Origin of the sequence: Streptomyces dysideae (genome assembly GCF_001514305.1) — a bacterium.
In the GTDB taxonomy this organism is placed as follows: Bacteria; Actinomycetota; Actinomycetes; order Streptomycetales; family Streptomycetaceae; genus Streptomyces; species Streptomyces dysideae.
Map to the genome: position 1 here is coordinate 132,798 of NZ_KQ949086.1, position 20,401 is coordinate 153,198.

The following is a 20,401-nucleotide window of genomic DNA, read 5'->3' on the forward strand; positions in this document are numbered from 1 at the left end:
TCGCTCGCGATCGGAAAAAGTTCGATCGGACCTCGTCAGAAGTGGTCACGAAGAAGAGGCGAGGGCCGGGGGCGCTGTCCGCCCCCGGCCCTCGCCGCTTTCCGTTCCGCTGTCCGCGACGGCTCCTCCGGAGCCGTTTACCGGGCCTTCCGCACCCGCCGGCCCGACCACCGCGATGTCACCCGCCGTGTCGGCGCGCGGCACCGCACCGCGCGCCCGGCCATCCGTCCGCTACTCCGCCACGAGGGCCTGTTCCGGATCCGACACGACCGGCGGCCAGGTCGGCCACCCCTCCGCGGGCGCCTTGGCCACGGCACGCCACCACGGCTCGACCGGCGGCACGGTGGCCGGCTCGAAGGGCGCACCGCACCGCGGGGCCGCCATGGTCACCCCGGCCTTGTGGGTGGCCCGCATCGTCCACTCCCCCGGCTCGGCCCATGCGTGCATCGCCAGGTTGAAGGTGCCCCAGTGGATCGGCAGCATGACGCCGACGGCCGGGTCGCCGCCCTGGAGGTCGAGGTGGGAGCGGACGCCCTCGTCCGGGGTCATGTGGATGTCGGGCCAGAACTCGGAGTACGCGCCGATCTGGATCATCGTGGCGTCGAACGGGCCGTGCGCGGTGCCGATGTCCTGGAAGCCCTCGAAGTAGCCGGTGTCGCCGCTGTGGTAGATCCGGTGCTCGTCCCCGGCGACCACCCAGGACGCCCAGAGGGTGTGCTGGGTGTTGCGCAGGCCGCGGCCACAGAAGTGGCGGGCCGGGGTGGCGGTCAGGGTGAGCCCGCCGACCTTCGTCGACTCCTGCCAGTCCAGCTCGCGCAGCCGGTCGGCCGACACACCCCAGCGCTCGAGGTGGGCGCCGACGCCGAGCGGCACCGCGAACAGGGTGTCCGTGCCGGCCAGCGCCTTGATCGTGGGCATGTCGAGGTGGTCGTAGTGGTCGTGCGAGATGACGACGACGTCGACCGGGCCGAGCGCGGCCAGCGGCAGCGGAACGGGGTGCAGCCGCTTGGGCCCGGCGAAGGGGAACGGTGAGCAGCGCTCGCCCCACACCGGGTCGAACAGCACGCGGTGCCCGTCGATCTCCGCCAGGACACTTGAGTGCCCCATCCAGGTCAGCCGCAGTCCGCTGGCGGGCGGCTTGGCGAGGTCGGCGAGCGTGGTGGAGTGCACCGGCACGGTGCCCTGCGGGGCACGGAGCGGGCGCTGCTCCTTGTCGAGCATGCGCTTGCCGATTTCCAGCGACGAACCGGAGGGCCGGACGCGCGCGGTGCCCCCGGGGTTCTGGAAGACCCCGTCCTTGAAGTGGGGTGATCTGCGGATGCGCGCCAGGCGCTCACCGCTCGGGTCCGCGCCGAACGCCGGGGGCCGCAGCGCACGGAGCCCGGGGCTCGGGGAACGGAAACCGGTCACGGTACCTCCACATGGAGTCGTTGAGGCATTCCATTATGGTCGGCCCCTCCGACAACCGGGTCGGCAGGCCTCGACCGGCATCGCCGCCGATGATCCGCCCGGTGCGTCGACAGGGCCTGACACCTGTTCCAATACTGACCCATCGTTCAGTAGCCGCGCTCGGGTCGCGGCCTCGCCGCCCCTGGAGACCGCCCCATGACGCCTCCCTTGCTGTCGCTCACCTGGACCGACGACATCACCGGCCGCCAGGGCTTCCTGGTCGTCGACCGTCTGGTGCGCGGCGTCTCCAGCGGCGGGCTGCGGATGCGGGCGGGCTGCACGCTGGACGAGGTCGCCGGGCTCGCCCGCGGCATGACCATGAAGGAGGCCCTGCACTACGACCCCGAGGCCCGCTACGTCCCTCTGGGCGGCGCCAAGGGCGGCATCGACTGCGATCCCCGGGACCCGGAGGCGTACGCGCTCCTGGTGCGCTACCTGCGGGCGATGCGGCCCTGCCTGGAGAGCTTCTGGACGACGGGCGAGGACCTGGGCCTCTCCCAGGACCTGGTGGACCGGGCGGCCGCCGAGGCGGGGCTGGTCTCGTCGATCCAGGCCGTGTATCCGCTGCTCGACGACGAGGCCACCGCCCGGCGGCGGCTCGCGGACGCCTTCGCCGTCGACGTGGACGGCATCGGCCTGGACGAACTGGTCGGCGGCTGCGGCGTCGCCGAGTCGGCGCTCGCGGCCCTGGACCGGGCCGGGGTGCCGTACGCCGCGACCCGGGTCGCCGTGCAGGGTCTGGGCACCATGGGCGGCGCCACAGCCCGCTTCCTCACGCGCGCGGGGCTGACCGTCGTGGCCGTCGCCGACGTCAAGGGCACCATCGCCAACCCGGCCGGGCTCGACGTGGAGACGCTGCTCGCCACGCGGGACGCGTACGGCACCGTGGACCGGGCCGCGCTGCGCCCCGGTGACCGCGAACTGCCGGGCGACGCCTGGCTGTCCGCCGACGCGGACATCCTCGTGCCCGCGGCCGTCTCGTACGCCGTCGACGGCGCGAACCAGGCGCGGATCAACGCCCGCTGGATCGTGGAGGCGGCGAACATGCCCGTCCTGCCCGAGGCCGAGGAACTGCTGGCCGCGCGCGGCGTGACCGTCCTGCCGGACATCGTGGTCAACTCCGCCACCAACGCCTGGTGGTGGTGGACGCTGTTCGGCGACATCGGTGCCGACGCGGACGAGGCGTTCGCGCACATCCGCCGGTCGATGCGGGCCCTCACCGAGCTGATGCTGGCCCGCGCGGAGGCCGACGGGACGACGCCGCGGGCCGCCGCGCACACCGTCGTCGCGGACCGGCTGCCGGTGATCGCCGCGCGGTTCGGCCGGTACCGGTGAGGGTCACTAGGGTGGCCGCGTGACGAGAGTGCGGTTGAGCGTGGCCGAGCGGCGCGAGGAGCTGCTGCGTGCGGCCGTCGAGCAGATCGAGGCGCGGGGCGTGGCGGCGGTCAGGATCGCCGACGTGGCCTCGGCGCTCGGGGTGAGCAACGCGCTGGTGCTCTATCACTTCTCGACGAAGGAGAAGCTGGTCGCCGCCGCGTTCGGCTACGCGGCCGAGGACGACCTGACCCAGCTGCGCAAGCTGCTCGGCCGCCGGACGACGGCACTGCGCCGACTTCGATCGGCGGTCCGCTGGTACGCCCCGACCGGCCAGGCCAAGGGCTGGCGGCTGTGGATCGAGGGCTGGGCGGCGGCGCTGCGCGAGCCCGCGCTGCGGGATGTGACACGGGACCTCGACCGGCAGTGGAAGGCGGCGATCACCGAGGTCCTCGCGGAGGGCGTGGCCGCCGGCGAGTTCCGCTGCCCCGACCCCACCGGCACGGCCCTACGCCTGACGGCCCTGCTCGACGGACTCGCCGTACAGCTGACGTCGTACCCGGGGTCGGTGTCGCGCGCGCGTGCACAGGAATGGGTGGACGAGGCACTGGCCCGGGAACTGGGGCTGGAACGGGCGGAGTTGACGGCGTAGGGGGTCGATGACCGTCTCCCAGCTCTCCCCCTGCGCGAGCGGCACACCCACTCCGGCGCCGCAGGGCCCGTCCGCGGACAGCGGGACGGGACGCGGGGCGTGGGCGCGCGCAGGACGGCGCGGGCTCTGAGGCGGTGTCCCGTGGCGTGGTGCAGCCATGCGGACCGCGTGGCTCCGCTCGGCGCGCTGAGGCAAGGCACGACCGATCTCCGAGCAGCCGTCCGCGCGGCACACTGGCGGCTACGCCGCAATCCTGCGCGGCGACGGGCACGCAGCTGCGCTGACCTGCGGAGTCATGAGCTCCGCGCCGCTACACCACTTCGCGGGACACCACCGGCTCCGAGGCCATGGCGCCCCACGAAGACCCGAGGGCGAAGAGGAGCGCGGCGGCGGGGCGGGCGTGCGCAGCACGAGTCGGTCGCGGGTTCGGGTCCTCCCGGACGTAACGGAGACACACGTGCACGGCGGTGAGGGCCGCCGCGCCCCGCACGCGCCGCTGACACACCCACGCGGACCGCGGTTCCCGACGCACACACGCGGACCACACAATGACCGCCCCCTCCACGCACGTGAGCCGCGCCCCCAAAGAAGCGCGGCCCACGACGCATACGCCCGTACCCCCCGTACCCCCGCCCTCAGGCCACCGACTCGATCCGCGTCTTGATGTCGTCCGGCGACAGCGCGCCCTTGGCCGTCACATGGTCCCCCGACGACTCCCCGCGCAGCCGGCGCCCGATCCACGGCACCAGGTACTCGCGCGCCCAGTGGACGTCGTCGCGCCGCACCTCGAGCGTGCCGCGGGGCGGGAGCGGTGGCCAGGGCTGGTCGGGATCAACCGGGACCGCCAGGCCGAGGACCTGGCCCGCGCGCAGCGCCACGCGCGTGTGCCCCTCGGGAGAGAGGTGGAGCCGGTCGTTGTCCCAGGCCCGGCGGTCCTGGATGGTCTTCAGGGACCACAGGTCGAGCACGGGACAGCCGTACCGGTCGGCGATGGCCCGCACATGTCCGTTGTAGGTGGCGATCTTTCCGCGCAGATGCCTGAGCACGGGAACGCCACGGGTGTCGAAGCCGGTCGTCACCATGACGGTGCCGACGGCCGAGGTGAGCCGCACGATCGCGCGCTCGAAGCGCTCGGCGACCTCGTCGGGGTCGGTGCCGGGCCGGATGATGTCGTTGCCGCCGGCGCAGAACGAGATCAGCTCCGGGGCGAGTTCGAGCGCCCGTGGAACCTGGTCCGCCACGATCTGGTCGAGCAGTCTGCCGCGCACGGCGAGGTTGGTGTACCTGAAGTCGTCCTCGGGCCGCCGGTCCGCGAGCAGAACCGCGAACCGGTCGGCCCAGCCCACGAACGCTCCGTCGGGTCCGGGGTCGCCGACGCCCTCGGTGAAGCTGTCCCCCACCGCAACGTACGACCCGATCACTGATGTGCTGTCACTCTTCGAATCGTCTGCCACAACGGCACATGATTCCCCCTCGAATGTGACCTACGCGACCGTAGGCAGGGGTTGACGTCCGGTGAGATAAGCCACTCCTAAAGGGTTCACCAAACCTGGAATAAGCCCCCGATCAGGGGTGTTGTGGGCGCAACCGCCACACCCGGAAGTCGCTGAACCGGAAATGACTCCAGGTGGCCCGGAAAGCGAAGTGCCCGCTCGTGTACGGCTCGGGGTCCGTGTGGTCGAAGACGAGCCGCCCGTTGTTCCACCACCGCACCGTCGGCCCGTCGGAGACGACGCGCACGCGGTGGGGCTTGTTGGGCACGAGCAGCGGCTCGGTGTTCAGGGACTGCTGCCAGTGCTGGGCACCCCACCGGGAGGTGCAGGCCGGGTCGACCGCGACGAGTGCGATGTCCTGTTCGGCGGCCATCGCCACCAGGCGGGCCCTCAGCCGTGCGGTGGGGAAGCAAGAGATCAGACGGCGGAAGCGCTTGTTGCGGCCGTGCTTCTCCCGGGACTTGGCGTCGGCGATGTCGAGGTCTTCGATCGCGATGGCGGCGGGCGTGGTGCAGCAGCCGGGTCAGGGCGTGCCGGATCTGGGCGTCGCGGTGCTGGGTGTGGCCCGACAGGTCGTGGAAGAAGCGCCGCGGTTCGCCGACCGGGTTGCCGTGGATGTCGAGACGCCAGGCGGCGAGGTGGTCGTCGTTCATGTCCACCGCCACTACCCCTTTGGCGAGGGCCGTCCGAAGCGGCAGGACCGGGGCGGGGGTGCGCTGCCAGGAGGCGGTCACATACCAGCGGCCGCGCACCGTGTCGTGGTGGATGCGGTAGGCCACCGCATTGTTCGCGCTGATCCGGTCCAGCCACTCCTCGCCCCGGTGCCGGAACATCACCACGGCGTCCAGGACGTAGCGGCCCTGCGGGGCGTTGGCCAGATACGCCAGCGCGGCCGGGAGTTTGATCAAGACCTGCCCGGTGGTGGTGATACGGATGGTCTCGTTGCCCAAGCGTTTGCCGGATTCGCCGTCGGCGGCCAGGAACATCCGCGCCGCCTGCCACCGCTCCCGCCACCCGTGCTCGTCGAGCCCGGCCTGATCCAGGTGGTGGCGCAGTCGGGCGAGCTGCTTGCCGCCGCGCACCACGTGCACCCGGCCGTCCGCCCAGTCCGCCTCCAGGCCGGCCAGCCGGTCCTTGAGGGCGTGCAGGCGGCGGGACTTGGCGTGCCGCTCGGCCCGCGAGCCGTACCCGCGCACCAGCCCCTCGCGTTTGCTCGCCTCGGCGCCCAGCGGGCGGGCCAGCCGGGCCTCGATCGCGGCGATCTGCCCACGCAGCCAGACCATCTCGGCCACCTGGCCGCGTCGGGCCAGCGCCCACTGGTCATGCGTGGCCTTGGTAATGCTGCCCGCCCAGCGCGACGAGGAGGCGCCGGACAGCTCCCTCTGGCGGACTGCCCATGCGGCGGCATCGTGGGCCAGCCCCTGCCCAGAGCGCATCGCGAGATCCCGCGAGGCCAGCGCGCCGAGGAACGCACCGACCTCACGCAGCACAGCCGCGTCCGTGTCCGATACCCGCAGCCGGGCCCGGATCGCCACCCCCGAGGGACCGGGCACCACAAACGGCGCCGCCACCTCCCGCAGCCCACCCACCCCACACCCCCACCTGGCATCGAAGATCCCGTCACCGCACTCAACGAGCCCCGCCTTCAAAGGACACACATGCGACACGCAAACTCCCGTTCACCCAACTCCGAAACGGTTCGCGCACCTCGTCGCCGACCCCGGCACTCACTCACACTCACCAACGCGCGCTTGTGCCCGGTCAAGCGGCAGCAGTACGAACCCCCGCCCTCACCGCACACCGGCAGCGCACCGGTCACGAACACACCGAAGGCCGGACCCGGGGATCGGGGTCCGGCCTTCGGTGGCGCGGGGGTGGGCGACCGGCGGATCAGCCGACGGCGATGCCCTTCGAGCGGAGGTAGGCGACCGGGTCCACGTCCGAGCCGTAGTCCGGCGAGGTGCGGATCTCGAAGTGCAGGTGCGGGCCGGTCACATTGCCGGTCGCGCCGGAGAGGCCGACCTGCTGACCCGCGGTCACGGTCTGGCCGGCCGAGACGGAGAGCGAGGACAGGTGGGCGTACTGCGCGTAACGGCCGTCGGCGAGCTGGATGACGACCTGGTTGCCGTACGCGCCGCCCCAGCCCGCGGAGACGACCGTGCCGGCGCCCACGGCCTTGAGCGAGCTGCCGGTCGGGACGACGAAGTCGACACCGGTGTGGTAGCCGCTGGACCACATGCTGCCCGCCGTGCGGTAGGCGGTGCTGACGGCGGCGCCGGCCACGGGCGAGGTGAAACCGCTGGACGAGGCGGCGGTCTCGGCGCTCCGGGTGGCGGTCGTCGTCTTCGACGAGGCGGCGGTCTCGGCGCTCCGGGTGGCGGTCGTCGTCTTCGACGAGGAGGACGACTTCGACTTCGACTTCGCCGCGGAGGTGTCGGACGCCTTCGGCTTGGAAGCGGACGAACCAGATGAAGAGGACGAAGAGGACGGCGTCTTGGGGGCGCTCGTCGCGGCCTTCTTGCCGATCGTCAGCTTCAGGCCGGGGTGGATCAACGACGGGTCGTCGCCGACGGCCTCGCGGTTGTCCGAGTAGAGCTTCCGCCAGCCACCGCTGACGTTCTGCTCGTCGGCGATCTTCGAAAGGTAGTCACCGACACGCACCGAATAGGTGCGCACGGTCGCCTTGCTCGCGGCTTCCTTCTTCTTGGCCGTCTGCTTCCCGGCAGCTTTCTTCTCGGCGGCCGGAAGGGACTGGACGGCCTTTTCCGAAACGGACTGCGGGGCGGCGGCATGGGCGCCGGTGGCCCCCAGCAGCGGGAGGGCGAGAGCGGCGCCTCCGGTACCGGCGACGGCGATGGAACGGGCGAAGCGCTGGGTCTTCGGGCGGCGGTGCTTACCCTTCGCGGGCATGGCGAATTCCTCTCCGGCGCCTGCGAGGTGAGCTGTCGGGTTCGGACTGGAGATGCCCGGCCGCACCGAGGCGCGGCTTAACCCCAAGCCGTTCCGGAGACCGGAACAGGCGGTTGTACCTGTGGGTCCCCCGCTCCTGCCATACACGGGTGAGTTAGCGCGGGTTCCGGGCGGCGGCAGGATTAGGCGTCCGTCCGGATTGGTGGCGAACGTAAGCGACGAAGACACGCAGGAACAAGTAGAGGTTGCCTGTGAATGCTTTTCTGTTGATCCCTTGCGGGAATTCCTGGTTACCCTCCGTTAATCGCGAGAGGTCCGGCCGAGCCAAACACCCTCGAAAAGGGCATGAATTACGTGAACATGACGGACGACTCACGGTCACGGATATGACGCTGCTCACGTGACGCTGCTCCAGCTTCCTTTATGCGAGAGCGAGTTGGAATGAAGGATGACGAAAGCATTAATTCGGACAGAAGCCCTAGATGCGCCGCAGACGGATAACTGCCGCATCAAGGTCGCCGCGCAAGCCGACGCGCAGTCCGTGATACAGCAGTACGGCACCTCGGTGAACTTCGTCCGTTTCAAGGCATTTGTACGATGCTGTCGGGTCGAGCCCCCGCAGTCGCAGCGCCGGCATGGGCTCGCCGTGATGCTGCGCCTGGAGCCAGGCGAGGACGACGCTCTCGTCGCCGAGCACGTACTGCACCGCACTCAGCCCGCCGCCCGGGGGCCGCAGCCGGTAGAGGTCCCCGCGCTGCACGAGGGGCCGGATCTCCTTGTAGAGGGCCACCCACTCCCCCGCCTCGGCGAGCTCCTCCTCGGTCCACTGCGCGAGGTCGCCGCCCACCCCGAGCACCCCGGCCATGGCGCTCACGAACCGGAAGCGCAGCGAGCTGAACCGGCCGTTCAGCATCGCGTTCGGGCTGTCGGTGACCCAGGCGGCCATGACGCGCGCGGGGTGGATCTGACTGAAGCCGTGCTGGATGGCGAGCCGGTCGAGCGGGTCGGTGTTGTCGGAGGTCCACACCTGGTCCGTACGGCTCAGCACGCCGAGGTCGATCCGTCCGCCGCCACCCGAGCAGGACTCGAAGTCGACGCCGGGATGAGCGGCCCGCAGCCGGTCCAACAGGGCGTAGAAGGCGTGCACATGGTCGGTCCAGAGCCGCTGCGGGTAGGGCTCGCCGGGCCAGCCCGCGTCGGTGAAGCAGCGGTTGAAGTCCCACTTGACGTAGTCGATCGGAGCGCTGGAGAGGAGCCCGTCGAGCTGCCCCCAGAGGTACTCCTGGACGTCTTCCCGGGCGAGATTCAGTACGAGCTGATTGCGGAACTCTGTCCGCTTTCGTCCCGTCTGGTGCTGCACCCACTCGGGGTGGGCGCGGTACAGCTCGCTGTCCGGATTGACCATTTCCGGCTCGACCCAGATACCGAACCGCATGCCGAGCGCGTGCACGTAGTCGGCGAGGGGCTTGAGCCCGGACGGGAAGCGGTCGGGGTTGGGTGTCCAGTCGCCGAGGCCGGCGCGGTCGCTGGTGCGGGTCCCGAACCAGCCGTCGTCGACGACGAACAGTTCGACGCCGATCGCCGCGGCCCGCCGCGCGAGCGTGCCCTGCTGCTCCTCGGAGATGTCGAACTCGGTCGCCTCCCAGGAGTTGAAGAGCACCGGCCGGTCCCGCCCGGCGTCCGGGATCACGTGCTCCCGCTGGTACGCGTGCCAGGCCCGGCTGGCCCCGCCGAAGCCGCCGTCGCTCCACAGCCCGGCGAAGACGGGCGTCGTGAAGGACTCCCCCGCGTCCAGGCGGAGCAGCCCGGAGTCGTCGTACCCGGCCCCGCCGGTGATCTGCACGCGTGCGTCCGGCAGTTGCGCCACGGCGATCCGCCAGGACCCCGACCACCCGAGGGCGCAGCCGTACACCTCGCCGCGTTCCTCGGTCGCCTCCGTGTCGAGCGCGACCCACGGCAGGTGCTGGTGCCCGGTGTGGCCGCGGCGGCTGCCGATGACCTTCTCACCGTAGGTGAGGGAGGACCGCGTCAGCCGGGACTCGGCGGCCCAGCGGCCGTGCAGCTGGGACAGCCGCCAGTCCTCCCGGTCGGGCAGGGTCCAGGTGGCCGAGTCGGCGCGCAGCACCTCCAGGACCGGCCCCTGGTTGTCCAGTGTCACCCAGCGCTCCACGACGTCGCCGCGCATCCGGTAGTGCAACGTGACGGCCAGACCGCCGTCCCGGAACCGCAGCCGCAGTTCGTCGCCCTGCGACTCATACGTCTCGAACGTCCACTCGGTGCCGCGCCGCTCGTCGGTGCGCACGGACAGGGCGGGCCGTACGAAGCGGGGGCCGCCCTCCACCGGGTACTCCTCACGTCCGTCGAGCGGGGACTCGAAGGGCCAGTAGTCCGGCAGCGTGCGTACGACGAGGGCCTCGGCGTCGGCGAGCGCGATCCGCGGGCCCCAGTGAAGGTGCAGCAGCTCGTCGGCATCGGTGAGATGGACGGCGTAACTACTGGTCGGCCCGGAAAGAACCCAGGTACGGCCGTTGGCGGAGATCTCCAGCATCAAGCCCTCACATATTCGAACAGGCACGCTCAAGCACCAACATCATCAACGGACGCGTGGCCCCGGGGCAACGTCTGTGGACAACTCATTGCCCCAGGAACCCATGTCGTATCGTCGAGAAAGTGCCCGCCGACGAGCCGCGTCGGCGGGGCCGGCCGGGAGGAGCCCCCGTGACGCAGCAGATCCCGTCGACCGAGCCAGAACTGGCCGGAGTCCGCAACTTCCGCGACGTGGGCGGGCTGCCGACCGTGGACGGACGTCGGGTGCGGCACGGAGTGCTGTTCCGCAGCGGCCATCTCGCGCACGCGACGGATGAGGACGCCGCGTTCCTCGGTTCCCTGGGACTGCACACGATCTTCGACTTCCGCAACGCCGCCGACCAGAAGCTCGAGGGGCCCGACGTCGAGCTGCCGGGCGTGCGCAATGTGAACCTGCCGCTGACCGACCCCGCGGACGGCGCCGAGTTCTGGAAGATGGTCCGTGACGGCGACCTCGACCAGCTCCGCGCGGTCCTCTCCGACGGCAAGGCCGCGAACCGGATGATCGTCTCCTACCGCACGATCATCAAGGAGCGCACCGCCGAGCACTCCCAGGTGGTGCACGCGCTCGCCGAGGACAGCGTCCCCGCGCTGATGCACTGCGCGGCCGGCAAGGACCGCGCGGGCCTGTCGATCGCCGTGACGCTGCTCGCCCTCGGCGTCGAGCGCGAGGCGATCCTCGCCGACTACCTGGAGTCGAACGCCAAGCACCGCCGCTACAAGGTGCATCGCAGCAGCTCCGCCGCCTCGGCCTACACCCCCGAGGTGATGGAGCTGCTCAGCCCCCTCTTCGACGCGCGCGCCGAGTATCTGTCGGCGGCCTTCGAGACGATCGAGGGGACCTGGGGCGACATCGACACGTATCTGGCCCAGGCGCTGAGCGTCACCCCGGAGACCCGCGAGCGGCTGCGGGAGCGGCTCCTCGCCTGAGTCCCCGCGACAGAAGAGGGGGTCGGCTACTGACTGGCCCCCGCCTCGAACAGCAGGTAGACGAAGGCCGCGAAGAGGTGCCCCACCGCGATGTAGATGATCAGCCGCACCCACAGCGCGCGCGGGAACTTCTCTTCCATGTTGCTCATGGCATCTCTCCAGGGGTGGGGCCCAGGCACAGGGTGGCCGTGGGGCTCTGCAGCAGGGTGTGGACGAAGAGGAGCTCGACCCCGTCGGCGTCGAGGGCGGCGATGCGGTGCGGGGTCAGCGAGTCGAAGTGCGCGCTGTCGCCGGGCACGAGCCGGTGCGCGGTGTCCCCGAGGCGCAGCCGCAGCCGCCCCTTGAGGACGTAGAGCCACTCCTCGCCGGGGTGTACGCGCACGATGTCGCCCTGCGAGCCGTACGGCACCTGCAGGCGCAGCGCCTGCATCCCGCGCCCGGGAGCGCCGGCCTGCCAGTAGGTCCAGCCGCCCGCCTCGGTCGGTTCCATGTCGGCGGCGCGGACTACGGCGTCCCGGTCGGCGACCGTCTCGCCGAGCAGCTGGGAGACGGTCGTACCGTAGACACGCGCGAGTGCGAGCAGCATCGGCAGTGAGGGCTGGCGCTGCCCGGTCTCCAGCCGGGAGAGGTGGGCGGGCGACAGCCCGGCGGCACGGGCCGCGGCCTCCAGGGTGAGGGCGGCCTGCCGCCGCAGGGCACGGAGCTGCGGCGCCACGACGGGCAGCTCCTCGCCCGGTACGATCTCGGGAGAGCTCATGCTCTCCATTCAGCCGGAGCCTTGCCTCTGCGGCAAATTTGTTGCCTCAAAGGCAAAACCCGTCTGTCAGCGGTTGGCGACGGCCTGCTTGATCAGCGTCTTCCCGAAGTCCCACATCAGCCCGCCGCCGCTGTGCGCGTCGTCCATCACGTCCGTGAAGGCGTCCACGAGCCGGTCCACCTCCCGCTCACCGATCACCAGCGGCGGGATCAGCTTGATCACCTCCAGGTGGTCGCCGGAGACCTGGGTGAGGATCCGGTGCCGCTGCAGCAGCGGTACGACGACCATCTGCGCGAACAGCCCCTTGCGGGCGGCCTGGAGCATGGTCCAACGGCTGCGCAGCCCCAGCGACTTGGGCCGACCGAACTCGATGCCGATCATCAGTCCGCGGCCGCGGACGTCGGCGAGCAACTCGTACTTGTCGACGAGCGCCGCGAGCCGCGACTTCAGCTGTTCACCCGTGGCACGGGCGTTGGCGACGATCTGTTCGTTCTCCATGACCGACAGGACGGCCAGCCCCGCCGCCATGGCCTGCGCGTTGGACCCGAAGCTCGCCGAGTGCACGAGCACGCGGTCCATGGACGAGTAGACCTCCTTGAAGATCCAGTCCTTGCCGAGGGTGGCGCCCACCGGCACATAGCCGCCGGAGAGCGCCTTGGCGACGCACACCAGGTCGGGCTCGACGCCGTCCTCGTGCTGGTAGGCGTAGAAGTCCCCGGTCCGGCCGAGGCCCGTCTGCACCTCGTCGACGATCAGCAGCGCCTTGTGCCGGTGCAGCAGTTCCTGGGCGGCGCGCAGATATCCGGGCGGGGACTCGTGCACGCCCTTGCCCTGGATCGGCTCGACGATGAGGGCCGCCACGTCGCCCTTCTTCAACTCCCGTGCCAGGGCGTCGAGATCGCCGAGCGGTACGGCCGTGTCGGGCAGCAGCGGGGCGAAGCCGTCACGGAAGCCGCCCTCGCCGTTCACGGACAGGGAGCCGGCGGTCAGGCCGTGGAAGGCGTGGTCGCAGTAGAGGACGCGTGGCTTGCCGGTGGCGTACCGGGCGAATTTCAGTGCGCCCTCGACCGCTTCCGTGCCGCTGTTGCCGAAGAACACCCGGTCCAGGTGCGGGCTGTGGGCGAGGAGCTTCTCGGCCAGCAGTCCGGGCAGTGGCTGGCAGTCGAAGCGGGTGAGGTCGGCGAGCTGGGCGTCGAGGACGTCGTGCAGCGCCTTGCGGACGACGGGGTGGTGACGGCCCAGGCCCATCACCCCGAACCCGGCGAGCATGTCCAGGTAGTCGTTGCCGTCCGCGTCCCAGAAGTAGGCGCCCTCGCCGCGCTCGTAGACCTTGTCGAAGCCGATCGTGTGCAGCATGCGCGGGAGCTGGTGGTTGAGGTACTTGGCGTGCAGCTCGTAGCGCTCGGCTCCGCGCTCGGCCAAGAGTGCGGCGAGGTCGAACTCCTTGGTCATTGGGCTTTCTCCTTGACCGGGTCGCCGTCGGCGACCTCCTTGACGGCCAGACTCGCGCCGATCCGGCCGGCCACCTCGACGGGCGTGAGACCGATGTCGGCCAGCACCTCGCCGCGTTTGGCGTGCGCGAGGAACTGCTCGGGAATGCCGAACCGCCGTACGGGCACGTCGACTTCGGCATCGCACAGCGCCAGCGCCACCGCGGCGCCGACGCCGGAGGCACGGCTGTTGTCCTCCACGACCGCCACCAGCCGGTGCTCGGCGGCGAGACCGGGAAGCGCCGGGTCGACGGGCTTGACCCACCGTGGATCGACGACCGTGCAGCCGATGCCGCGGGCCTCCAGCAGCTCGGCGGCCTGCAGGCACACCGGCGCCATCACACCGACGGCGACCAGCAGCACCCGCGGCGCGTCCGGTGAGCGGTGCAGCACATCCAGGCCGCCCAACCGGTCCACCGCCGGAATCGACGGCCCGACCGACTCCTTCGGGAACCGTACGAGCGTCGGCGCGTCGTCCACGGCGACCGCCTCCCGCAGCTGCGCCCGCAGTTGGTCGGCGTCGCGCGGTGCGGCGATCCTGAGGCCGGGCACGACCTGGAGGATCGACATGTCCCACATGCCGTTGTGGGAGGCCCCGTCGACCCCGGTGACACCGGCCCGGTCCAGTACGAAGGTCACCCCGCACCGGTGCAGCGCGATGTCCATCAGGAGCTGGTCGAAGGCGCGGTTCAGGAAGGTGGCGTAGACGGCGACGACCGGATGCAGGCCACCCGTGGCCAGCCCCGCCGCCGACACCGCCGCGTGCTGCTCGGCGATCCCGACGTCCCACACCCGGTCCGGGAAGCGCTGCGCGAACTTGCCGAGCCCGACCGGGTGCAGCATGGCCGCCGTGATCGCCACGACGTCCTCCCGCTCCTCCCCGATCCGCACGATCTCCTCGCCGAACACCGAGGTCCAGGACGGCCCGTTGGAGGGCGCGAGCGGCTCGCAGGTGAGCGGGTCCATCACGCCGACGGTGTGGAAGTGGTCCTCCTCATGGGCCAGGGCGGGTTCGTAGCCGCGCCCCTTCTCCGTCAGGCAGTGGATGAGCACCGGCCCGTGGAAGCGTTTCGCACGCCGCAGCGCCGACTCCACGGCCCCGATGTCATGGCCGTCGATCGGACCGACGTACTTCAGCCCCAGGTCCTCGAACAGCCCCTGCGGCGCGAACGCGTCCTTGAAGCCCTTCTTCGCGCCGTGCAGGGCCTCGTACACGGTGTTGCCGATGACGGGCGTGTGCTGGAGTACGTCCTTGCCCCAGGCCAGGACCCGCTCGTAGCTGTCCGTCGTACGGAGGGCCGCGAGGTGGTTCGCGAGCCCGCCGATGGTCGGCGCGTACGACCGTTCGTTGTCGTTGACGACGATGATCAGCGGCCGGTCCTTGGCGGCCGCGATGTTGTTCAGCGCCTCCCACGCCATGCCGCCGGTGAGCGCGCCGTCGCCTATGACCGCGACGACGTGCCCCTTCTCGCCCTGCACCTGGCGGGCCTTGGCGAGTCCGTCGGCCCAGCCGAGCGCGGTGGAGGCGTGGCTGTTCTCGATGACGTCGTGCTCGGACTCCTCGCGCGACGGGTAGCCGGACAGGCCGCCTTTGCCGCGCAGCTTGGAGAAGTCCTGACGTCCCGTCAGAAGCTTGTGTACGTAGCTCTGGTGGCCGGTGTCCCACAGGATGCGGTCGACCGGCGACTCGAAGACCCGGTGGAGTGCGATGGAGAGTTCCACCACCCCCAGATTGGGCCCGAGGTGTCCGCCGGTCCTGGCGACCGCGTGCACCAGGAACTCCCTGATCTCGTGGGACAGTTCACCGAGTTCCGCCTCGGACAGCGCCTTCAGGTCGCGTGGTCCCCGGATGCTCTCCAGAATCGTCACGCTCGGGCCCCCTCTCGGTCCGTGCTGCTCAACTCACGGTGACGGCCGGCCCCCCCGACGCGACGCCGTCCTGCTCCATCTGCTCGGCGATCTTCATCGCCTCCTCGATGAGGGTCTCGACGATCTTCGACTCGGGGACGGTCTTGATGACCTCGCCCTTCACGAAGATCTGCCCCTTGCCGTTGCCGGAGGCGACCCCCAGGTCCGCCTCCCGCGCCTCGCCGGGACCGTTGACCACACACCCCATGACCGCGACACGCAACGGCACTTCCATGCCCTCCAGGCCGGCTGTGACCTCGTCGGCGAGCTTGTAGACGTCGACCTGGGCGCGCCCGCAGGACGGACACGACACGATCTCCAGGCGCCGCTGCCTGAGCCCGAGCGACTCCAGGATCTGGATGCCGACCTTGACCTCCTCGGCGGGCGGGGCGCTCAGGGACACCCGGATGGTGTCGCCGACGCCCCGTGACAGCAACGCCCCGAACGCCACGGCCGACTTGATCGTCCCCTGGAAGGCGGGCCCCGCCTCCGTCACGCCGAGGTGCAGCGGGTAGTCGCACTGCTCGGCCAGCAGCTGGTACGCCTCGACCATCACGACCGGGTCGTTGTGCTTGACGGAGATCTTGATGTCCCGGAAGCCGTGCTCCTCGAAGAGGGACGCCTCCCACAGGGCGGACTCGACCAGGGCCTCGGGGGTCGCCTTGCCGTACTTCTGGAGAAGCCGACGGTCCAGCGACCCGGCATTGACCCCGATCCGGATCGGGGTGCCGTGGTCCCTCGCGGCCCGTGCGATCTCCTTCACCTTGTCGTCGAACTGCTTGATGTTGCCGGGATTGACGCGGACCGCGGCGCAGCCGGCCTCGATCGCGGCGAAGACGTACTTGGGCTGGAAGTGGATGTCCGCGATCACCGGGATCTGCGACTTGCGGGCGATCGTCGCGAGGGCGTCCGCGTCGTCCTGCGTGGGGCAGGCGACGCGGACGATCTGGCAGCCGGACGCGGTGAGTTCCGCGATCTGCTGGAGGGTGGCGCCGATGTCGGACGTACGGGTGGTCGTCATCGACTGCACCGACACCGGGGCCCCGCCCCCGACCGCCACCGGCCCGACCTGGATCCGCCGCGACACACGCCGCTCGGCGATCGGCCGGACCGGTACCTCGGGGACGCCCAAGGGGATGGCGGTCATGACGTCACTCCCGGTTTCCGGAGACCGTCTCGCGCATGGCGCGCAGCGACTCCTTCAGGGATCCCATGGTGGCGAGGACGGCGGTGGGCTCGTAGCCGCAGTGCGCCATGCAGTTGGCGCAGCGCGGGTCCTTGCCACGGCCGTACTTGTCCCAGTCGGTGTCCTCGATCAGTTCGCGGTACGTCGGCACGTACCCGTCGCTCATCAGGTAGCAGGGGCGCTGCCAGCCGAAGAGCGAGTAGTTCGGGATCGCCCAGGCCGTGCACGGGAAGTCGACCTTGCCCTCCAGGAAGTCCAGGAAGAGGGGCGAGTGGTTGAGCCGCCAGCGGCGCCGGTTGCCGCCCGAGAAGGCTTTCTTGAACAGCTCGCGGGTCTGCTCCACGCCCAGGAAGTGCTCCTGGTCGGGCGCCTTCTCGTAGGCGTAGGCGGGCGAGATCATCATCTCGTCGACCTTGAGGTCGTCGTTGAGGAAGTTGAGCACCTCGATGATGGTCTGCGGGGTGTCCGTGTTGAAGAAGGTCGAGTTGGTGGTGACCCGGAAGCCGCGCCGCTTGGCCTCCTTCATCGCCTCCACCGCCTCGTCGAACACGCCCTCCTTGGCGACGGACTCGTCGTGCCGCTCGCGCAGGCCGTCGATGTGCACGGCGAAGGCGAAGTAGGGCGAGGGCTTGAACTTGTCCATCTTCTTGCGCAGCAGCATGGCGTTGGTGCACAGGAAGACGTACTTCTTCTTGGCCACCAACTGCCGCACGATCTCATCGATCTGAGGGTGCATCAGAGGCTCGCCGCCGGCGATGGACACCATCGGGGCACCGGACTCCAGCACCGCCCCGACCGCCTGCGCCACCGGCATGCGCTGCTTGAGCACGCCCGCCGGGTGCTGGATCTTGCCGCAGCCCTCACATTTCAGATTGCAGGCGAAGAGCGGTTCCAGCTCGACGATGAGCGGAAACTTGTCCCGCTTGCGGAGCTTCTGTTCGGCCAAGTATGTAGCGACCTTGATGGACTGACGCAGCGGCATGGCCATCTGGCTCACCTCCTGGGGAGCAGCAAGGAACGGTGCCATTCGAAGAAAGCGGGAAGAACGGAACGAAGGACACGGAAAGCCGATATTCCACCGCGCACCGTGCCGATCCGGACGAGTTCATGTTCTGGAGCGTCCACGACCACCCGGACGGCCGCAACCGGGCGCGCGCCCGTGCGCACGGCGCTCAGAAGCGTGGCCGCGGACTCCATGTCGACCGCCACCGCGCCGGTCGCGAGCAGACCGGACCGTTCCTGACCACGTACGACGTGATCGGAGCCGGTGAGCGGACCGGTGTGGACGGTGCGGCCGGGCACGGCCCGCACGAGCTCCCTGACGAGCAGTTCGGTCTCGACGCACGGGACGGTCCCGCGCGGGTCCCAGGTCTCCTCGGCGACCACCAGGTCACCGGGGTGCATGCCGGGGGCGAGCCCGGCGCAGAAGCCGGTGGCGAGCACGGCGGCGTCGGCGAGGGCCGGATCGGCGAGGACCCGGGTGACCGAGCGCTCGGCCGCCCTGGGTCCCATACCGGTACGCAGGACGGTGACCGGCCCGCCGGCGCCGCCGCGGTCACCGCTGCGCAGGGCGAGCTGCTCGATGCCGAGCGCGCAGGCGATCAGCAGCGGAGCCGGAGCGGGCTGGGTGCTCATCAGCTGCCCTTGGCCCGGACGGGAGGCTTCTTGGCGAAGGGCTCCCCGTGCAGGTACCGGCCGAGGGCGGTGAGCGGGAAGACCTGCCGGTAGAGGTGGTAGTTGATGGAGAAGTCCCAGGGGAACCCGGTGCCGGTGAAGTACGGCTCGTCCCAGGAGCCGTCCTCGAGCTGGGTGGCCGCGAGCCACTCGACGCCCCGTTCGACGGCCTTGGAGTCCTTCTCCCCCGCGGCCAGCAGGGCCATCAGCGCCCACGCCGTCTGCGAGGCGGTCGAGGCGCCCCGGCCGCTCCAGGCCCGCACTTCCCTGTAGGAGCGCAGGTCCTCGCCCCAGCCGCCGTCGTCGTTCTGGACGGACTCCAGCCAGCCCACCGCGCGGCGGATCGCCGGGTGCGAGGCGGGCATTCCGGCGGCGGTGAGCGCGGGGACGACGGACCCGGTGCCGTAGACGTAGTTGACGCCCCAGCGTCCGAACCACGAGCCGTCCGGCTCCTGTTCGGCGAGCAGCCACTGGATGCCGCGCCGGGTGCGCGGGTCGTGGGCGAGGCCCTCGACAGCAAGCATCTCGACGACATGCGCGGTGACGTCCGCCGACGGCGGGTCGATGACCTCACCGAAGTCACAGAACGGCAGCCGGTTGGGGAACGGGCTGGTGTTGTCGACGTCGAAGGCGCCCCACGCACCGTTCTTCGACTGCATGCCGAGGTTCCAGCGCACCCCGCGCCCGATGGCCTTCTCCACCCGCTCCGGGTCATGGTGCCGGACCCGGCGCAGCGCGAGGATCACCTCGGCGGTGTCGTCGATGTCGGGGTAGTTGTCGTTGTGGAACTCGAACGCCCAGCCGCCGGGCGGCAGTTGGGGCCGCTTGACCGCCCAGTCGCCGGGCCGGACGATCTCCTCGCCGAGCATCCAGTCGGCGGCCTTGACGAGTTGCGGGTGATCGGCCGGTACGCCCGCGTCGACGAGCGCGATGGTCGCCAGGCAGGTGTCCCACACCGGCGACTGGCAGGCCTCGATCATCCGGGCGCCGTCCTCGCGCCAGACGGCGAACCGGTCGAGTGATGCCAACCCCTCGCGCATGACGGGGTGTTCGAGGTCGTAGCCGAGCAGATGCAGAGCGATCACCGAGTACACGGCCGGCGGCTGGATACCGCCCCAGCAGCCGTCGTTCTCCTGCCGCTCGATGATCCAGCGGCCGGCGGAGTTCATCGCTGCTTTGCGCAGCCCTCGCGGTGCGACCTTGCGCAGGACGTGCAGCGCCTTGTCGAGCCGCTGGAAGGCCCCCTCCCAACTGGCCGCCGGGGCAAGGGGCCTGGGCGGATTCGGGCGCGCCGGGTCGGTGTGCAGCTCGTCGAGCGGGAAGGGCGCGGGCCGTACCGGCCGCTTCGCGGAGACGATCGTCAGCGGGACGATGGTCTGCCGGGCCCAGCACCCGAAGTCATAGATGTTGAGCGGCACCCACTTCGGGAAGTAGATGAGCTCGGGCGGGAGTTCGGGCAGGTCCTCCCACTTCCACCAGCCGAACAGGGCCAGCCAGATCCGGGTGAAGACCCGGGCGGCGGCGATCCCGCCCCGCTCACGGATCCACGCCGACGCCCTCGCCATGTGCGGGTCGTCGGGTGCGTCACCGGCCAGCCGGAGGGCGACGTACGCCTCGATGGTGGTGGAGAGTTCGCCCGGACCGCCGTAGAAGGTGGCCCAGGTGCCGTCCTCGCGCTGCTCGCCGCGGATGAACAGGGCGGCGGCGCGGGTGGTGGACTCGTCGCGGATGCCGAGGAACTGACGGAGCAGCAGGTCCTCGGCGTCCATCGTGACGTTGGTCTCGAGGTCGCCCTTCCACCAGCCCTGGGCGTCCTGCCGGGACAGCAGGAAGGCGGTGGAGCGCCGGACGGCGCGTACGGCGGCTTCGTGTACCCCGGCCGCCGCGGGGATGTCGGTGGTGGATTCGCTGGCCGCGGCAGCGCGGGGCGGCAGGGCCCCGGTACTTCCGTCGGTCGTCGCTGTCATGGCTTCCCCTTCAGTGCAGTGCGAAATGGTGCGTCTGCTGGGTCCGCCGTCGGCCGGTGCCGTTCTCCTCGCCACACCGGCCGGC

General features: G+C 70.7%; 15 protein-coding genes, 2 pseudogenes and 1 riboswitch. Of the genes and pseudogenes, 3 read left to right on the plus strand and 14 right to left on the minus strand.

The window, feature by feature from the left end; translation table 11 throughout:
• Positions 1-231: 231 nt before the first annotated feature.
• A complete protein-coding gene (locus AQJ91_RS20490) occupies positions 232-1,410 on the minus strand; it encodes an MBL fold metallo-hydrolase (RefSeq protein WP_067023538.1) in 1,179 nt (392 codons plus the stop codon).
• A 195-nt stretch (positions 1,411-1,605) separates the two neighbouring features.
• On the opposite strand from AQJ91_RS20490, the gene AQJ91_RS20495 reads away from it, so the two are divergent.
• Both AQJ91_RS20495 and AQJ91_RS20500 read left to right on the plus strand, forming a co-directional pair.
• A complete protein-coding gene (locus AQJ91_RS20495; RefSeq protein WP_067023539.1) occupies positions 1,606-2,784 on the plus strand; it encodes a glutamate dehydrogenase in 1,179 nt (392 codons plus the stop codon).
• 19 nt (positions 2,785-2,803) lie between these two features.
• Entirely contained in the window at positions 2,804-3,415 is a 612-nt protein-coding gene (locus tag AQJ91_RS20500; protein ID WP_199847975.1) for a TetR/AcrR family transcriptional regulator, read from the plus strand.
• A 635-nt stretch (positions 3,416-4,050) separates the two neighbouring features.
• Here AQJ91_RS20500 and AQJ91_RS20510 read toward each other — a convergent pair.
• The 5 genes and pseudogenes from AQJ91_RS20510 to AQJ91_RS20525 form a co-directional block, all read right to left on the minus strand.
• Complete coding sequence (locus AQJ91_RS20510; protein ID WP_067023547.1) at positions 4,051-4,836, minus strand: SGNH/GDSL hydrolase family protein; 786 nt, start codon at positions 4,834-4,836, stop codon at positions 4,051-4,053.
• Between the two features lie 145 nt (positions 4,837-4,981).
• Positions 4,982-5,191: pseudogene (locus AQJ91_RS55795) on the minus strand (DUF6250 domain-containing protein); the annotation flags it as partial.
• A pseudogene (locus tag AQJ91_RS20515) lies at positions 5,189-6,497 on the minus strand (IS200/IS605 family accessory protein TnpB-related protein); the annotation flags it as partial. The pseudogenes AQJ91_RS55795 and AQJ91_RS20515, both read right to left, overlap by 3 nt.
• Before the next feature lie 301 nt (positions 6,498-6,798).
• Complete coding sequence (locus tag AQJ91_RS20520) at positions 6,799-7,818, minus strand: M23 family metallopeptidase (protein WP_067023549.1); 1,020 nt, start codon at positions 7,816-7,818, stop codon at positions 6,799-6,801.
• 2 nt (positions 7,819-7,820) lie between these two features.
• A riboswitch (cyclic di-AMP (ydaO/yuaA leader) is annotated at positions 7,821-7,988 on the minus strand.
• A gap of 308 nt (positions 7,989-8,296) precedes the next feature.
• Complete coding sequence (locus tag AQJ91_RS20525; protein ID WP_067023551.1) at positions 8,297-10,366, minus strand: alpha-galactosidase; 2,070 nt, start codon at positions 10,364-10,366, stop codon at positions 8,297-8,299.
• A gap of 170 nt (positions 10,367-10,536) precedes the next feature.
• On the opposite strand from AQJ91_RS20525, the gene AQJ91_RS20530 reads away from it, so the two are divergent.
• The gene (locus tag AQJ91_RS20530; RefSeq protein WP_067023553.1) at positions 10,537-11,334 is read left to right on the plus strand and encodes a tyrosine-protein phosphatase; all 798 of its coding nucleotides are present in this window, start codon (positions 10,537-10,539) and stop codon (positions 11,332-11,334) included.
• A gap of 26 nt (positions 11,335-11,360) precedes the next feature.
• On the opposite strand, the gene AQJ91_RS20535 is transcribed toward AQJ91_RS20530, so the two are convergent.
• From AQJ91_RS20535 to shc, 8 genes are all read right to left on the minus strand, one after another.
• Positions 11,361-11,483 (minus strand): DUF6126 family protein, encoded by a 123-nt coding sequence (locus AQJ91_RS20535; RefSeq protein ID WP_067023556.1) that lies wholly within the window; start codon positions 11,481-11,483, stop codon positions 11,361-11,363.
• Positions 11,480-12,091 (minus strand): helix-turn-helix domain-containing protein, encoded by a 612-nt coding sequence (locus AQJ91_RS20540; RefSeq protein WP_067023559.1) that lies wholly within the window; start codon positions 12,089-12,091, stop codon positions 11,480-11,482. The genes AQJ91_RS20535 and AQJ91_RS20540 overlap by 4 nt, the downstream gene beginning before the upstream one ends.
• A gap of 66 nt (positions 12,092-12,157) precedes the next feature.
• A complete protein-coding gene (locus AQJ91_RS20545) occupies positions 12,158-13,543 on the minus strand; it encodes an aspartate aminotransferase family protein (protein ID WP_067023562.1) in 1,386 nt (461 codons plus the stop codon).
• Complete coding sequence (dxs, locus tag AQJ91_RS20550; protein WP_067023565.1) at positions 13,540-15,450, minus strand: 1-deoxy-D-xylulose-5-phosphate synthase; 1,911 nt, start codon at positions 15,448-15,450, stop codon at positions 13,540-13,542. The genes AQJ91_RS20545 and dxs overlap by 4 nt, the downstream gene beginning before the upstream one ends.
• Before the next feature lie 28 nt (positions 15,451-15,478).
• Positions 15,479-16,636, minus strand: a complete 1,158-nt coding sequence (gene ispG / locus AQJ91_RS20555; protein WP_067023567.1) for a flavodoxin-dependent (E)-4-hydroxy-3-methylbut-2-enyl-diphosphate synthase — start codon at positions 16,634-16,636, stop codon at positions 15,479-15,481.
• A gap of 4 nt (positions 16,637-16,640) precedes the next feature.
• Positions 16,641-17,663, minus strand: coding sequence for an adenosyl-hopene transferase HpnH (gene hpnH, locus AQJ91_RS20560; protein WP_067023569.1), 1,023 nt, complete (start codon positions 17,661-17,663; stop codon positions 16,641-16,643).
• Positions 17,664-17,668: 5 nt separating this feature from the next.
• Complete coding sequence (locus AQJ91_RS20565; protein WP_067023571.1) at positions 17,669-18,310, minus strand: phosphorylase family protein; 642 nt, start codon at positions 18,308-18,310, stop codon at positions 17,669-17,671.
• Entirely contained in the window at positions 18,310-20,316 is a 2,007-nt protein-coding gene (gene shc, locus AQJ91_RS20570) for a squalene--hopene cyclase (protein WP_067023577.1), read from the minus strand. Before shc ends, AQJ91_RS20565 begins: the two co-directional genes overlap by 1 nt.
• Between the last annotated feature and the right edge of the window lie 85 nt (positions 20,317-20,401).

Coding starts and splice junctions, on each gene's coding strand:
- AQJ91_RS20525 (WP_067023551.1), bottom strand. CDS start 10,366: ATGCTGGAGATCTCCGCCAACGGCCGTACCTGGGTTCTTTCCGGGCCG.
- AQJ91_RS20535 (WP_067023556.1), bottom strand. CDS start 11,483: ATGAGCAACATGGAAGAGAAGTTCCCGCGCGCGCTGTGGGTGCGGCTG.
- ispG (WP_067023567.1), bottom strand. CDS start 16,636: ATGACCGCCATCCCCTTGGGCGTCCCCGAGGTACCGGTCCGGCCGATC.
- hpnH (WP_067023569.1), bottom strand. CDS start 17,663: ATGGCCATGCCGCTGCGTCAGTCCATCAAGGTCGCTACATACTTGGCC.
- AQJ91_RS20565 (WP_067023571.1), bottom strand. CDS start 18,310: ATGAGCACCCAGCCCGCTCCGGCTCCGCTGCTGATCGCCTGCGCGCTC.
- AQJ91_RS20540 (WP_067023559.1), bottom strand. CDS start 12,091: ATGAGCTCTCCCGAGATCGTACCGGGCGAGGAGCTGCCCGTCGTGGCG.
- AQJ91_RS20495 (WP_067023539.1), top strand. CDS start 1,606: ATGACGCCTCCCTTGCTGTCGCTCACCTGGACCGACGACATCACCGGC.
- shc (WP_067023577.1), bottom strand. CDS start 20,316: ATGACAGCGACGACCGACGGAAGTACCGGGGCCCTGCCGCCCCGCGCT.
- AQJ91_RS20520 (WP_067023549.1), bottom strand. CDS start 7,818: ATGCCCGCGAAGGGTAAGCACCGCCGCCCGAAGACCCAGCGCTTCGCC.
- AQJ91_RS20545 (WP_067023562.1), bottom strand. CDS start 13,543: ATGACCAAGGAGTTCGACCTCGCCGCACTCTTGGCCGAGCGCGGAGCC.